This window comes from aff. Roholtiella sp. LEGE 12411 (assembly GCF_015206995.1).
Classification (GTDB): domain Bacteria; phylum Cyanobacteriota; class Cyanobacteriia; order Cyanobacteriales; family Nostocaceae; genus Komarekiella.
Genome location: NZ_JADEXR010000043.1, coordinates 1 through 13,292, shown reverse-complemented (window position 1 = coordinate 13,292; position 13,292 = coordinate 1). Strand labels below are relative to the sequence as shown.

The following is a 13,292-nucleotide window of genomic DNA, read 5'->3' as shown; positions in this document are numbered from 1 at the left end:
TTACTCAAGTTCTCACCCAGGTTTTTCGGAGTATAAAACATTTTATCCTCTTAATCCCTTTTTGCTAAGTAAGTGTGAATAGTTACTATCAAACATAAGTAAGCCGGCGCTAATATTTCAACCTTTATTAAGGAATTTAAATGTAGGGTGTGTTGTCGTGCAGCGCAACCCACCGTCAAGAGTTCAAGGTACGTTACGATACCCTACGCACAATTTATATTTCTTCATATACATTGAATTTTTCTCGCCGACTTACTTATCCATAGCCCAATACGGTTCAGTTAAACATTTCTTTCTTCTCTCTGCGTTCTCTGCGCTTTCTCTGCGAGACGCTACGGGTTGGCGAAAGCCTCTGGTAGAAAAGGCAGTTCGTTAAAAAATTGATTTTGATAACAGAGTTTTAGGCTTAACTGAACCGTATTAATCCATAGCCTTTCAGTCTTTTGTACAGCGCATCATCCCTCAGATTTGAAATAATGAACAGTAAATCATATATACAAGCCAACCCAGAACAAGAACTTTTGTTCTACTTATCAGGGGTGGAAATCACGAATTTATTGTCAAAAGAAAGCCAATTCAAAGCTCTATCTCCAAATAATTGTCGGGATTTTTGGCAATTATGGGAATCAGATCAAGATTATTTTCACAAATGTTGCCTACAGTGGATGGGAGGTAATTCTCATGATGCCGAAGATGCACTAAATCAGGCAATGCTCAAAGCCTGGAATGAATGGACAAAATATGCAGATAAAATTACATATCCTAAAGCTTGGTTAACTCGAATTATTTATAACTTCTGCATGGATGTGCATCGAAAATGCAAACGAGAAGCCAGAGGAATTGAAAACATTGATGATATTAAATTTGCAGATCATCCAGCATTTGCTTCTAGGGCAGATTTTCCTGAATCCAATATTTTGAATTTGGAGATGCAAGCATATCTTTGCCACCAAATTGAATCATTACCTGACAGACTGCGCCATCCTTTTATTTTATACTGCTGCCAAGATAAATCCTATCAAGATGTCGCCAAACAACTCGCCCTCTCTGAAGATAACGTTCGTAAACGCATTCAAGAAGCACGAAAGATTCTGCAAAAGCAGTTAAAGAAGTATCTTGCAGGGGAAGATAATACTTATATTGATTCCCTATCGCCATCCTTAAAAAAGGTAATTCCGATAGTGGAAGAGTTTCAATCTGATGAAACTCTTCGGCAAGCTCAGTACGGTGCAGTGATTGGTAATTTGGAATCATCAATACCAACAAAAAACAAGCACGAAGAAATTAACTATAAAGTAACTGTAATATGTCTGGAAACCTTGCCACTTTCTTGGTACAGTTCACCCAATTCTCTGGGCTGGAGATGAATGCTCACTTGGTTGTACAAGAAAAACCAGCCAGACAACAACAGAAACTCATCACGTTAAGTAAGTATATCCAGAAATATCCCCAAGGATGGAAAAAAAGATTAGAACTGGCTGATTTGCTTTACGAGATGGGAAACTGGCAACAAGCAGTTGCAGAATATCGTCAGGTGATTTCACGACAACCTCAATTAATTGATGTGCGGCTGCAACTGGGGAAAATTTTGCAGCTGATGGGACTAGAAAAAGAGGCTATAGAAATATATGAAAAAGCCTTATTGTTGTCTGACAATGAAGGGACTCAGAATCATATAAATGGATTGATTGCAGTTTGCAGAGGTAAGAGTCAGAAGGCAATCATTGCATTTAATTTAGCAGCTGCTTTAGAACCTGACAAAGTAGTCCACTGGCTGGCTTTGGCACAGGTGCATCAGAAGGGAGAAAATCCTTTTGGTACTCTCAGTGCCTTGGAGCAGGTTTTGTCAATCAACCCAGATGATGTTGTGTCCTTGATTCACAGCTATGACACACTGATGGCGGTGGGGAATATTCAAACAGCTAGAGGGCGATTAAACAGCGTTATAGCCTTAGCTGGACATGATTTCCGGGTACTGCAACGACAAATTGATCAGCGTTGTCAGATGAGATTCGTATCTGGTAAAGAGGGGAAGCTAACTAAAAATTTGATTACCTCTGCACTGCGACAGGCTCCTCATGGGGCTGAAGCTCACAAATCGCTGGCATACTATCACATTGTCCGTGGAGATTGGGCGCAAGGTGTGGAGGTGTTAGGGAAGTTTACCGCAGAACACCCAAATCATCCTTATGGTTGGTATTACTATGGACGGTGCTTGTTTGACACGGGGGAATATCAGAAAGCGGCTGAGATGATGGAGAAAGCTTATCATCTGTATCCCGATGATTGTGAAATTTATCGAGGGTTGTGCGAGATTTTACCTCATGGGAAACGGTTAGAGGAGTTGCGTCCTTTGGTGGAGGAAATGTTGAAGCGGTTTCCTGAACGCTGGAGTGTTTGGGCTACTGCGGGGTGGGTTTTGGTAGAACACTTTAAAGAATTTGAATCGGGGTGTCAGGTTTCTGAACAGGGGACGCAATTACAGCCCCAGTTAGCTGATGCTTGGTTTCGTCATGGACGGGTTTTAGCCTTAGCTGGTAAACATCAGCAAGCAGTGGAGGTGTTGGAGAAAGGATGGCATATATTACCCGCAGGGGGTTATCTGCAATCAGTACCTGGGTTGGTTTGGATAGGGGAGAGTTACCAAGTACTGAGGGATGTTGGGGCTAGTAAGCGATCGTGGGAAGCCGCTTGTGAGGGATGTCGGGAATTGAGGGCATTTAATCCAGCTATGGCTGATTACTGGTTAGGGAGAGCCTTGGCGGGCTTGGGCGATAAGTTAGGGGCGATACAGGCTTATGAAAGTGCTTTGCATCAGCAGTTGTTGTATCCGGCTCGTGGGGAAGTTGAGAATATTTTGAAGAGGTTGAAAGGTAAGGTGAGGAAGGATTTGGGGGTTTAGGGGGGAATTTTGGTGGAGAACATTTGCGTGTAACTCGAAAAATTCCCAAATTGGGGTTGGGAAACGTCTAAAGAATATGGGAAGAGAAAACCCATGAAAACAAAGAAATAAATTGTACGAGGAAAAGAAAAAATGAAACGATTCATGCAAGCCATGTTAGCAGTGGCATTAGTCCTTGTCACAGCTTTCACCTTTTACATCGATACAGCGAGTGCACAACCGGTCTCTGCACCAGTTCCTGCTAGTTGTACGAGTCCAGAGGATTGTCCTGCAGGAGTAAAGCAATGCAAGTTACCTGTTGGCGGCTCTTGCGTTATTGCCCAAGCATTTCAGCGTGGTTCAATTACCATAATTAATAATGGAGGTACTACTGCTTCGATTTCACTAATCTATGGAGGTAACACCCCAAGAGGTATAACGATCCCCCGTGTAAATTACTACCCTAATAATCGATATCAGTCATCTATCAACGCTAATGGCGGTGCCGTAATCATTGAAAACGACAGCTCGGTGAATTGCGATATTAGTGTGATACTCGTAGCCGAACAATCTGCTCCTGTTACAGTGGAAGAATCACTAAAAAAATCCACTGAACGTTGTTATTTGAACCCAAGCAACGCTTGCTTCACCTATGGCATGGCGGGAACACCGATAAAAGCCACTGCTACGGATAGTGAGCCGTTCGAGGGATCAAAAATTAAAGTGACAGGCATATGTGACGGTAGTATTACCGTACCTGTCATGGCTAGCCAAACCTTCTCATGTACCCCTAAAAAATCGGGTTCAATTATCTTTACGAGCGAGGGGCCAAGTTCAGCAGTATTGGTAATACAATAGCCAGTTTGGCGGCGGTACTAATACGTTAAAAATCCTGTGCTTTGTTCAACAATTCAAGCGCAGTAGACTATTTGAATCCAAGATCTGGGCATCCAGAATCTTGGATATTACTGTTGTACTGACGCTAATAGAAGGGGCGAGTGTACAAAATGGGATGCTGGAGATTGGCGAGTGCGATCGCTTTGGGAATTTGTAAGTGCGATGCCGAATAGCCCGTGGTAGACATCGCCTTTTTTGTGGAGAGAAGGGCGATGGCCTTTTATTTACGGGAGTGCGATCCTGAAGGGGAATTTCGCCTTTTTTACGGGAGTGCGATCGCCTAAATAAAAGTGGCGATCGCTCATCCTGATCAAAGTGCTTTGAGTCAGCAGTTGTTGTATCCGGTTCGTGGGGAAGTTGAGAATATTTTGTGGCGACTGAAAGGTAAGAGGCGGAAGGGTTCTGGGGGTGAGGGTGGATTTTTTGGGAGAAAATTTGCCTGTAACTTGAAAAATTCACAAATTGGGGTTGGGGAACGTCTACGAAGATGTCAGAAGGAAAACCACAATTCAACTCAACTCATTGAGAATTTTTGAACATGAAACGTACAATTAGCTTTTTGGTAACACTAATATTTGCCTTTGTGTTAGCTTTAGGTTTGGTAGTCAATAGTGCGAGCGCAGATACAGGAGCTGTAGTTCAATTTCCAGCTATAGTTACTTCTAAACAAAGCAATCCACGAGACAATTTTCGAGAAATTAACGTACAAGAATTTATAGACCGTAACCAAATTAAAGCTACTAATCCAAAAGCAGTAGCTGCACAATTGTTTAGTCGCTTACAAGAAGAAGAAGAAGGAAGAAGGTCTGAAGATATTTCAGTTAAATATCCCACAATGGAAACAGCTTTCATTGTATATACCATAAAGGGTTTGCCTGATGATTCAACAGATTCTAGCCGGGATCGTATCGAATTGAAAAGCAACCAAAATAAATGGGAAATTGTTTGGGTAGGTAGCCAAAGTAAGTGTCGACGAGGTTCAGGAAACCGAGACTGGTCTAGCAGTATTTGCCCGTAATCGGGTTTCCTTGTACCATCGCTTATTACCTGACTTATTGCCCCCAACCAGTAAAATAGCCTGTCGCTTAGGATCAAAGGCAAATAGAATACGCCAAGGTTCACTTGTTTTGCACTAGTCTATGGAGGTAATCCCGCACAGCGTATAACGATACGAGAATCCGGTACTTATGGACCAAATCGTATCTATACTAATGGCGGTGACATACGCATTTATAACGACAGCTTGACAGAAAACTGCTATCTTGATGTGACATTGCAAGTCTTGTACTCTGATCCTGTTACTGAGAAATAAATAATTGGTGTTCCTCAGAAGTACCTAATGGTTTGAATGCAGCAGAGTTGCTCAGGTTGTTATCCCGACATCAACTCTGAATCGGACATACCGTTAATCGAAAGTGGGGCGATAGAAAAGCCCCGCTTGCTCTGCCTCCCAGTTTCCCTCGTTCCTAGTCAGAGACTAGGAACCCTATCTAGAGGCTCTGCCTCATCCTTCACAAATCAATCAACGCAACCGGCAATAAACTTGGTAATTCCATATAATTCCGATAACTAGAATAACGCCAATGAGATGGCTCATCAACATAACCACGTCGGACAGGATTATTATGAATATAATCTAATTTTTGGATAAACATTTCCTCGTCGGAAATTGCCTGGGGATGAAAACTTTCTTGCCAAAGTTGATAATCTTGTTTTGTTTTATGTTTTAACTTATGAAATTCTAGTTGGCTAAGTATATAGTTGGCATTATTTTTCTGAAGTAAATCAATAATAGAACGAGCAGTAAATGATTTAAAATTTCCTATTTCTTTAGATAAGTTGGCAGCAGCAGCGATAAGATGAAGATGATTTTCCATGATGACGTAACCGTACAATGTCAAGCGCTGCTGACATTGAAGAAAGTTAAGGGAATCTATAATAATTTGGACAATTTCAATGTTGCCAAATAATGGCATCCAATTTACTAATGTGCAGGTAAGGAAGTGGGGTTGAGTTCCTAATACATGATAGCGGCTGCGTCCCATTGTATTTTTTTTTGATTTATATTAAGACTTACGCACTTTACAAATTGATCATCATGTGGGTACCAAAGTTATTAAGGTAAAAGTCTTGCCCTGCCTCGTTCCTGGGCTGCTGCCTCCCACAAGAGCATTACAAGGAAGAGCCTTGTAACCAGAGGTAATCCACATTTGGTTATGTCTGTCATGCGTAACTCCTATTATATTGGTATTAAGGTGGAGGCAGAGCCTCAGTGAGGGCATTCCCAGCCGGAGACTGGGAACGAGGGATTTACAGAAAAAATGAGAGAGCGATCGCCTTTTTTGTAGGGAGAAGTGCGACGCCGAATAGCCCCTTAAAGTAGACATCGCTTTTTTGTGAGGAGAGGGGCGTAGGCGTAGCCCGTCGTAGACATCGCCTTTATTTACAGGAATGCCGATCCTATTTTTTAGTGCGATCGCAGTTACGAATAATACAAAAACCCAGTCGCCATCCTACAGCGGAACATCGCGAAGGGCGATCGCCTTTTTTACGGGAATGCGTAGGCTTAGCCCGTCGTAGACATCGCTTTTTGTAGGCAGAAGTGCGATCGCGCAACCATTGTGACAAGTTCCTATTCTTGATAATCACTAAGCAGTATAGGTTCTTTATTCGGAATTCTGACAATAATTTCGATAGTTCCACCCAAAGCATTCACAACTGCTCGAAGTGTATTTAATTCCAGATTTTGCCTACGTTCCAGCTTAGATACTGCTGGTTGCTGCACTTCCAGACGCTCTGCTAATTCTGATTGAGATAAACCGAGTTTTTCACGCAGATGTCTAAGAGTAATTTCTTCAAGACGAATTTGGGAAGCTCTTGCTGAAATCAGTTCTTGTCTGTCTCTGGGAAGTTGATTTAACTCTTCAGATAGGGTTGTATATTTTGTCATCAATTTTCTTCCTTAAGTATTTCCAGATATTTTTCATACCGTTTATCTGCGATTGGAATATTTTCCTTGTACCATCGCTTATTACCTGACTTATTACCCCCAACCAGCAAAATAGCCTGTCGCTTGGGATCAAAGGCAAATAAAATACGCCAAGGTTCTCCTTTGTATTGAATACGAAGCTCTTTCATATTATTGAAACAAGACCCTTCTAGAGTATCAACTCGCGGTCTTCCAAGTGTTGGTCCACATTCTGCCAACACACTTAGTACAGCAAATGTCTCATCTTGAAATCCTTGTTCTTGTTGATAAAACCAGATTCTAAAATCAGGATCGAAGATAATATTCCATTCCATAAATACAATATATTCTATCTATGGAATATTAGCAATATTATATGAAGCTGCGATCGCTTTTTTTATGAGAGATTGGGGAGAGCGATCCTGAAGGGGATGCAGGAAGTGCGTAGGCTTAGCCCGTCGTAGACATCGCTTTGACGATCAGAGATTGGGGAGAGCGTAGGCGTAGCCCGTCGTAGACATCGCTTTTTTATGGGAGTGCGACGCCGAATAGCCCCTTAAAGTAGACATCGCTTTGATGATGGGAAATTGAGGGGCGATCGCCTTTTTTACGGGAATGCGATCACTTTTGTGTGGAGAGAAGTGCGATCCTGAAGGGGATTTGGAAGTGCGTAGGCTTAGCCCGTCGTAGACATCGCTTTTGTGTAGGGAGAAGTGCGACGCCGAATAGCCCCTTAAAGTAGACATCGCTTTGATGATGGAAGATTGGGGAGAGTGATCGCTTTTTTGTGGGGAGAAGGACGATCGCTTTTGTGTAGGGAGAAGTGCGACGCCGAATAGCCCGTCGTAGACATTGCTTTATGCTATAAGTGATGCTTAAATAAATTTAATTTATGTATGCCAGCTAAAGATTTATTTCATAATACAGTTAAAACGGCCCTGGGAAAAGATGGATGGACAATTACTGACGAGCATCTATTTATTCAAGTTGAGGATGTTGATTTTTACATAGACTTAACAGCAGAGAGAATTTTAGCTGCTGAAAAAACTGGTAAAAAAATAGCAGTAGAGATAAAATTTTTTTTAGGAGCCTCAGACGTAACTGAATTTCACCTAGCTCTTGGTCAATGTCTCAACTACCGTTCAGCATTGAGGTTGACCGAACCTGCTCGTATTTTGTATTTAGCTGTTCCGGTAGATGTTTATGATGAGTTTTTTAGTCGGAAGTTTATTCAAAGAATTATTGGCGAATATCAACTAAAATTACTAATTTTTAACCCAGATCAAGAGGAGATTGTGATATGGAGAGATTGAATTACAAAGAAATAGTCCAAAAAATTCTGGAAGGTCACGGAAAAAATCGCTCAAATAGTCAAACAGAAGTCAAATTGATATTTGATACGGAGCGCGATCGCTTTTCTGTTCTTAATATTGGTTGGCAAGAGCTAACGCGAATATTTGGTTGTATTATTTACGTAGAAATTAAAGATGGCAAAATTTGGATCGAACGCGATGGAACAGAAATCGGAGTGGCTAATGAATTAGTAGAAGCTGGAGTTCCTAAACAAGATATAGTTTTGGCGTTTAAAGCCCCATACAAACGAAAATTTACTGACTTTGCTGCTAGTTGAAGCACATAGGAGTCATGAAACCTACGGTAATTAGGGAAGCAATCTACACGTGGGGTATCGCAGAAATTTGTGAAATGACTACTTTATAGCAATCCTGAAGGGGATGTTGTTAGTGCGACGCCGAATAGCCCCTTAAAGTAGACATCGCTTTTATGTAGGAAGGGCGATCGCGCAAACGGGTATTATAATTAGAAGAAGATAAGTCTTAATCTTCTTGAAAGAGGAAAATGAAAATGAGCAATTTATCTGTGAAAATACTATTACAAGAAGTAGACAATTTAACCAGAGAAGAAAAGATTGAATTAATATATTATTTAACCAGACAAATAGAAAATCAGCCCCTCAAAACTGAGCCAAAAAATTTAATTGAATTATTCCAAAATTCTCCTCTCGTTGGTGTGGATATAGATTTAGAACGTCAAAGAGATATTGACAACCGCGAAGTAGAATTATTATGAGCTATATTTTAGATACAAATATTATTTCTGAATTGATCGCCAAGCAGCCCAATCAAAGAGTAATTGATTGGATTAAAGGGATAGATAAAAACAATCTTTTTGTAAGTGTAATCACCATTGGTGAAATTAGAAAGGGAATTCAAAAGCTACCTGAATCCTTGCGAAAAAAGAATATTCAAGACTGGTTTGAAAATGAATTACTTATAGGATTCGAGGGAAGAATTTTACCATTAGATTTATCAGTGATATTGTTATGGGGAGAGTTGGTAGGAGCATTAGAAAAGGAGGGGCGAAAGTTACCGCCATTAGATTCGCTTATTGCTGCTACAACCAAACATCATAACTATACTTTAGTTACTCGTAATGAAAAAGATTTTGATGGGATAGAGATTGTGGTTTTTAATCCTTTTAAAAGCTGAGGAAAGATGATCACCTTTTACTTCCAGAAGTGCGATCGCTTTTCTTGTAGGGAGAAGGGCGTAGGCGCAGCCCGCCGCAGGCATCGCCTTTTTTACAGAAGTGCGATCCTGAAGGGGATTTAGGAAAGGCGATCGCTGGTTTTTATCCAGAAAGTGCGATCCTGAAGGGGATGTAGGAAAGGCGATCGCTTTTTGTTTGATTTATTTACAGGAGTGCGATCGCTTTTTTGTTGGGAGAAGGGCGATCGCTTTTTGTTTGATTAGTGCGTAGGCTTAGCCCGTCGTAGACATCGCTCTTTTTGTGGGGAGAGAGGCGACGCCGAATAGCCCGTCGTAGACATCGCTTTTTTGTTTACAATAATAGGTAATAGGCGTAGCAAATTGTAATATTACTTACTCCAATCTTGAATTTCTAAGTTTTCTATTTTTCCAAAATCTCTGATATTATTTGTGACAATAATCAAATCGTTGGCTATGGCAATTCCTGCTATAAGAATATCAATATCGTCAATTGGTATTCCTTTATTTCTTAAATTGGCATAAATATCAGCAGAAATTGTTGCAGAGCTTGTAGTCAGAGGTAAAACCGTATTGTATGAAACAAATTCTAAAAAAGATATAAGTTGTTTTTGCGCGTCACGATGTTTTAATCCACTGACAATTTCATAATAAGTGATGATGCTGATGTTAATTTTGTCATGCTCTTTCAGATATGCTTGAAAACGCTCAACAACTAGACTATCATTACGGAAGAAAAAGGACAAAATGTTTGTGTCAATCAAGACTGGCTTCATCACTTCTTCTTCCTAAAAATCCTTGCTGGCGACGTGTGATCATTTCTTCATTGAAGTTAGCAAATACTTCATCTGACATATCATTCCAACAGCCAGCAAACTGCATATTTTTGTTAAGCGAAGGTTCAGATACTTCTATACCTAATCGAAAATAATGAATAAAGTTATATAATTCTTCTAATTTATCTGGTGGGACAAGATTTATTTCTGTAATAACTTTTGTGCGTAGGTTTAAAGAATCCATAGCAAGTTAATATAGATTGATTGAGTGACAAATTAATTATATCTCACATTCCATTTATTTACAGGCTTACGACGGTGAAATGACTACTTTATAGTGATCGCTTTTGTGTAGGCAGAAGTGCGATCACACTCTTATTTGGAGGAGTGCATAGGTGTAGCTCATTGTGGTGCGATCGCTGACAAAATATGCGCTACACCAGTGATAGAAAAATTTCCACACAGTGTAATCGCAAAAACGCTGGCTTGAGTGCGATCGCTCAGTTACACTAATTTTAGTATTGAGACAATATGTTAAAATATAGTGCAGTGAAAGCAAATGCCAACAGTTCTATATATAAGGGGATGGCGATTTTTCTTTTATTCAGACGAAGGAAATGAGCCGATTCATATTCATGTGCAGAAAGCAGACAGTGAATGTAAATATTGGCTAGACATCGATCTATACGAAATTCGTCAGGCTTATTCCTATGGAATGTCATCACGAGATACGCGAGAAGTCAAGAAGATCATCTTGCAAAACTTTGATGAAATAGTAGATGAATGGCAAACATTTAGGAATCAACAAAATGGATAAGCAATGCAGTGTATCAAACATTGACTTTAATGGAGAGTTGATGATTCTATCAGTAGATGGGAAAACTTATCAAATCCCAATTGTCCAAGCATCTAAGCGACTTGCTCAAGCCACAGATATCGAGCGGAAAATGTATCGGATTTCTCCATCTGGTTATGGTATTCATTGGTACGCCATTGACGAAGATTTGACAACTCAAGGACTAATCAAACTAGCAGAGATCGCCAAGACAGCCTAAAGTGCGATAGCAAAGCGCTGCTGCAAGCAGATCACTTTTTGGGATTTGGAAGGGCGATCGCTTTTTTGTAGGCAGAAGAGCAATTGCTTTGGGAAATTTGGAAGTGCGTAGGCGTAGCCCGTCGTAGACATCGCTTTTGTGTAGGGAGAAGGGCGTAGGCGCAGCCCGCCGCAGGCATCGCCTTAGTTAGCATTTTCATGAATCATAAGTAGGGCTTGCTGAATAAGTCTCTCAAGCAAATGTAGAAGCCACACAGCTTACAAAATACTTGTTTCATCGCTCAGTTTCAGAATTTACCCAGCGATCGCTAACGATTGTGCAAGGGTTTTGAGACTTTAGATGTTATGACCTTGCACTTGTTTGTTGGAAAAAGGCTTAAAATCCTTATCTAGTCTATATTACAATTCTATTCAGCAAGCCCTAAGTAGAGACGTTACATGTAACGTCTGTACAGAGTTTCGGGTTTTATTTATGTACTTCATATACCTGAAATCTGCTGTAGCTTGATATTGTAGGGTGCGTTAACTGAAAGTACGATACCCTGCTTATTGTCTTCTTAATCTTTCTGAAAGCGGCGATGTTGTTCAAGCAGTGAAGAAAACTGTTCAGTATCTACCTCTCCATAGATTTGGTTTTGAGGTTGAGCATCAATACGCTTCATTAACGCCTGAAATGCTTCTTGGTCATTTCGATGCTCTAGAACATATTTTTTCAGTTCTCCCATTGTCATCGCTTGAAAATCAGATTTCATTGACAAACCTCCAATTTCCATTAGGGTATATCTCAACCAAAATTTCTTCTCCTGTGAGAATAATGGCATTCCCTGTTCTCTCATCTAGACGTACCAAATCCACAGACAGGTACATACTTGTGAGGTTCTGACATAGCTGGAAGCATCGAAATGCCTGTTGAGTAGTTGGCAAATATTCTACATCTTTGCTTTATAGTTTAATTGTTTCACAATGCAGTGCCATATCCTATTTTATAGCGACTGTCTTAAAAGTCAAACGATCGCTTTGAGGATGTAGGGAGAGCGATCCTGAAGGGGATGTGGGGAATGCGTAGGCTTAGCCCGTCGTAGACATCGCTTTTGTGTAGGCAGAAGTGCGACGCCGAATAGCCCGCCGCAGACATCGCTTTTTTTATGGGAGATTGGGGAGTGCGACGCCGAATAGCCCGTCGTAGACATCGCTTTTTTTATGGGAGAGGGGCGATCGCTCTTCTATCAGACAAAATCAACTACCATTCAACTTTGACTGAGTAATTAGCAAAAACAGAATCACAACTAATCAACACAGCATTTTCTATATGAGCTTGAGCAATGAGTAACCGATCAAAAGGGTCTTTATGATACATGGGCAAACTATTTAAAGCTAAAATATGAGCAACAGTAATTGGTAACATTTCGATATAATTATTTTGTTGAATAATAATAATTTCTTCTAAAGTTTTATTTAATGTTAGTTTACCTAACTGCTGTTTAATTTGTATTTCCCAGAGACTAACAACACTCAACAATCTCAGATTATCTTTATGAGTTAATAACTCTAATGCTCTTTGAGAAAGTTTTGATGGTTGACTATCCCAGAAAATAAAAGTATGTGTATCTAACAGTAACTTCATGGATTTTGCAACCAAAATTCATCTGGTAAAGGTTGATCAAAATCATCACTCATGACCATTGCACCTAAATTTAATCCTGGCTGTGGTGTCTTTTCTGATTCCCAAATATTTGGTTCAATAGAATTAAGTAGAGTTAATCTAGCAATAGGAATATTACCCTTAGTAATCACTATTTCTTGGTCATTTTGAATCAAATAGAGTAATTCACTAACACTGATTTGTAATTGTTGAATATCCAGTGTTTTGGTTGACATAGTTGTTGCTTTGAACATGGAACATCATATAGCAGTCCTATTTTAGTTGTGAGCTAACTTATGAAGGCTGGGCATAAGCCATAGGGTTTGTTTACGTTTCATTGATGATTGCTATATATGCCTATGATAGCTTAAATCTTTCCAAAAATTCAGAGGGCGTAATTCAGTTTGAAATACGGTGCAGGTGGCAATACGGTTCAGTTAAGGCTAAAAGCGTTATTGATGATGTGAAAATTTGGAGCCTCAACTCGCTGTCCAGTACCTCTGTGCTTTGGTTTTTTGGAGCGAAACTTTGATACAGGTTTTTTCACAA

23 protein-coding genes and 1 pseudogene are annotated in these 13,292 nt (G+C 40.2%); 10 read left to right on the top strand and 14 right to left on the bottom strand.

The genetic code is table 11. From position 1 onward, the window contains the following. Window positions 1-476: 476 nt before the first annotated feature. The 3 genes from IQ246_RS12215 (at window position 477) to IQ246_RS12205 (ending at window position 3,739) form a co-directional block, all read left to right on the top strand. Window positions 477-1,367, top strand: a complete 891-nt coding sequence (locus tag IQ246_RS12215) for an RNA polymerase sigma factor (RefSeq protein ID WP_194003334.1) — start codon at window positions 477-479, stop codon at window positions 1,365-1,367. After that, window positions 1,307-2,902: a tetratricopeptide repeat protein gene (locus tag IQ246_RS12210; protein ID WP_244142007.1), complete on the top strand. Its 1,596-nt coding sequence runs from the start codon at window positions 1,307-1,309 to the stop codon at window positions 2,900-2,902. Before IQ246_RS12215 ends, IQ246_RS12210 begins: the two co-directional genes overlap by 61 nt. Window positions 2,903-3,034: 132 nt before the next feature. After that, the gene (locus IQ246_RS12205) at window positions 3,035-3,739 is read left to right on the top strand and encodes a hypothetical protein (protein WP_194003333.1); all 705 of its coding nucleotides are present in this window, start codon (window positions 3,035-3,037) and stop codon (window positions 3,737-3,739) included. 45 nt (window positions 3,740-3,784) lie between these two features. Here the strand turns inward: IQ246_RS12205 and IQ246_RS12200 are convergent, their stop codons facing one another. Continuing rightward, complete coding sequence (locus tag IQ246_RS12200; protein WP_194003331.1) at window positions 3,785-4,291, bottom strand: hypothetical protein; 507 nt, start codon at window positions 4,289-4,291, stop codon at window positions 3,785-3,787. Between the two features lie 25 nt (window positions 4,292-4,316). Between IQ246_RS12200 and IQ246_RS12195 the strand changes: the two genes are divergently transcribed. Continuing rightward, complete coding sequence (locus IQ246_RS12195) at window positions 4,317-4,796, top strand: hypothetical protein (RefSeq protein WP_194003329.1); 480 nt, start codon at window positions 4,317-4,319, stop codon at window positions 4,794-4,796. On the opposite strand, the pseudogene IQ246_RS12190 reads toward IQ246_RS12195, so the two are convergent. The 6 genes and pseudogenes from IQ246_RS12190 to IQ246_RS12165 all read right to left on the bottom strand — a co-directional run. Further along, a pseudogene (locus IQ246_RS12190) lies at window positions 4,758-4,895 on the bottom strand (type II toxin-antitoxin system RelE/ParE family toxin); the annotation flags it as partial. The gene IQ246_RS12195 and the pseudogene IQ246_RS12190 sit on opposite strands and share 39 nt — an antisense overlap. Before the next feature lie 394 nt (window positions 4,896-5,289). Further along, complete coding sequence (locus IQ246_RS12185; RefSeq protein WP_194003327.1) at window positions 5,290-5,823, bottom strand: transposase; 534 nt, start codon at window positions 5,821-5,823, stop codon at window positions 5,290-5,292. Window positions 5,824-6,238: 415 nt separating this feature from the next. Further along, window positions 6,239-6,406 (bottom strand): hypothetical protein, encoded by a 168-nt coding sequence (locus tag IQ246_RS12180; protein ID WP_194003325.1) that lies wholly within the window; start codon window positions 6,404-6,406, stop codon window positions 6,239-6,241. A gap of 4 nt (window positions 6,407-6,410) precedes the next feature. Continuing rightward, window positions 6,411-6,728, bottom strand: a complete 318-nt coding sequence (locus IQ246_RS12175) for an XRE family transcriptional regulator (protein WP_194003323.1) — start codon at window positions 6,726-6,728, stop codon at window positions 6,411-6,413. Next, complete coding sequence (locus IQ246_RS12170; RefSeq protein ID WP_194003321.1) at window positions 6,728-7,081, bottom strand: type II toxin-antitoxin system RelE/ParE family toxin; 354 nt, start codon at window positions 7,079-7,081, stop codon at window positions 6,728-6,730. Before IQ246_RS12170 ends, IQ246_RS12175 begins: the two co-directional genes overlap by 1 nt. A gap of 144 nt (window positions 7,082-7,225) precedes the next feature. After that, entirely contained in the window at window positions 7,226-7,492 is a 267-nt protein-coding gene (locus IQ246_RS12165) for a hypothetical protein (RefSeq protein ID WP_194003319.1), read from the bottom strand. A 150-nt stretch (window positions 7,493-7,642) separates the two neighbouring features. Between IQ246_RS12165 and IQ246_RS12160 the strand changes: the two genes are divergently transcribed. From IQ246_RS12160 to IQ246_RS12145, 4 genes are all read left to right on the top strand, one after another. Then, on the top strand, window positions 7,643-8,059 hold the full coding sequence (locus tag IQ246_RS12160; RefSeq protein WP_194003317.1) for a XisH family protein: 417 nt from the start codon (window positions 7,643-7,645) through the stop codon (window positions 8,057-8,059). Then, the gene (locus IQ246_RS12155) at window positions 8,047-8,376 is read left to right on the top strand and encodes a XisI protein (protein WP_194003315.1); all 330 of its coding nucleotides are present in this window, start codon (window positions 8,047-8,049) and stop codon (window positions 8,374-8,376) included. The genes IQ246_RS12160 and IQ246_RS12155 overlap by 13 nt, the downstream gene beginning before the upstream one ends. Window positions 8,377-8,609: 233 nt before the next feature. Next, window positions 8,610-8,834, top strand: coding sequence for a hypothetical protein (locus IQ246_RS12150; RefSeq protein WP_194003313.1), 225 nt, complete (start codon window positions 8,610-8,612; stop codon window positions 8,832-8,834). Further along, window positions 8,831-9,253, top strand: coding sequence for a type II toxin-antitoxin system VapC family toxin (locus IQ246_RS12145; RefSeq protein WP_194003311.1), 423 nt, complete (start codon window positions 8,831-8,833; stop codon window positions 9,251-9,253). The genes IQ246_RS12150 and IQ246_RS12145 overlap by 4 nt, the downstream gene beginning before the upstream one ends. Before the next feature lie 389 nt (window positions 9,254-9,642). On the opposite strand, the gene IQ246_RS12140 is transcribed toward IQ246_RS12145, so the two are convergent. Together IQ246_RS12140 and IQ246_RS12135 are read right to left on the bottom strand one after the other, a co-directional pair. Continuing rightward, window positions 9,643-10,047: a type II toxin-antitoxin system VapC family toxin gene (locus IQ246_RS12140; protein ID WP_194003309.1), complete on the bottom strand. Its 405-nt coding sequence runs from the start codon at window positions 10,045-10,047 to the stop codon at window positions 9,643-9,645. Further along, the gene (locus tag IQ246_RS12135) at window positions 10,028-10,291 is read right to left on the bottom strand and encodes a hypothetical protein (protein WP_194003307.1); all 264 of its coding nucleotides are present in this window, start codon (window positions 10,289-10,291) and stop codon (window positions 10,028-10,030) included. The genes IQ246_RS12140 and IQ246_RS12135 overlap by 20 nt, the downstream gene beginning before the upstream one ends. 315 nt (window positions 10,292-10,606) lie before the next feature. On the opposite strand from IQ246_RS12135, the gene IQ246_RS12130 reads away from it, so the two are divergent. After that, entirely contained in the window at window positions 10,607-10,864 is a 258-nt protein-coding gene (locus IQ246_RS12130) for a DUF4160 domain-containing protein (RefSeq protein WP_194003305.1), read from the top strand. Beyond that, window positions 10,857-11,102, top strand: coding sequence for a DUF2442 domain-containing protein (locus IQ246_RS12125; RefSeq protein WP_194003303.1), 246 nt, complete (start codon window positions 10,857-10,859; stop codon window positions 11,100-11,102). The genes IQ246_RS12130 and IQ246_RS12125 overlap by 8 nt, the downstream gene beginning before the upstream one ends. A gap of 31 nt (window positions 11,103-11,133) precedes the next feature. Here the strand turns inward: IQ246_RS12125 and IQ246_RS12120 are convergent, their stop codons facing one another. The 5 genes from IQ246_RS12120 to IQ246_RS12100 form a co-directional block, all read right to left on the bottom strand. Continuing rightward, window positions 11,134-11,295, bottom strand: coding sequence for a hypothetical protein (locus IQ246_RS12120; RefSeq protein WP_194003301.1), 162 nt, complete (start codon window positions 11,293-11,295; stop codon window positions 11,134-11,136). 363 nt (window positions 11,296-11,658) lie between these two features. Beyond that, entirely contained in the window at window positions 11,659-11,853 is a 195-nt protein-coding gene (locus IQ246_RS12115) for a hypothetical protein (RefSeq protein WP_208492135.1), read from the bottom strand. Between the two features lie 252 nt (window positions 11,854-12,105). Further along, on the bottom strand, window positions 12,106-12,291 hold the full coding sequence (locus IQ246_RS12110; RefSeq protein WP_194003299.1) for a hypothetical protein: 186 nt from the start codon (window positions 12,289-12,291) through the stop codon (window positions 12,106-12,108). A 50-nt stretch (window positions 12,292-12,341) separates the two neighbouring features. Continuing rightward, entirely contained in the window at window positions 12,342-12,725 is a 384-nt protein-coding gene (locus IQ246_RS12105; protein WP_194003297.1) for a type II toxin-antitoxin system VapC family toxin, read from the bottom strand. Then, complete coding sequence (locus IQ246_RS12100) at window positions 12,722-12,979, bottom strand: type II toxin-antitoxin system Phd/YefM family antitoxin (protein ID WP_194003295.1); 258 nt, start codon at window positions 12,977-12,979, stop codon at window positions 12,722-12,724. Before IQ246_RS12100 ends, IQ246_RS12105 begins: the two co-directional genes overlap by 4 nt. Window positions 12,980-13,292 lie beyond the last annotated feature (313 nt).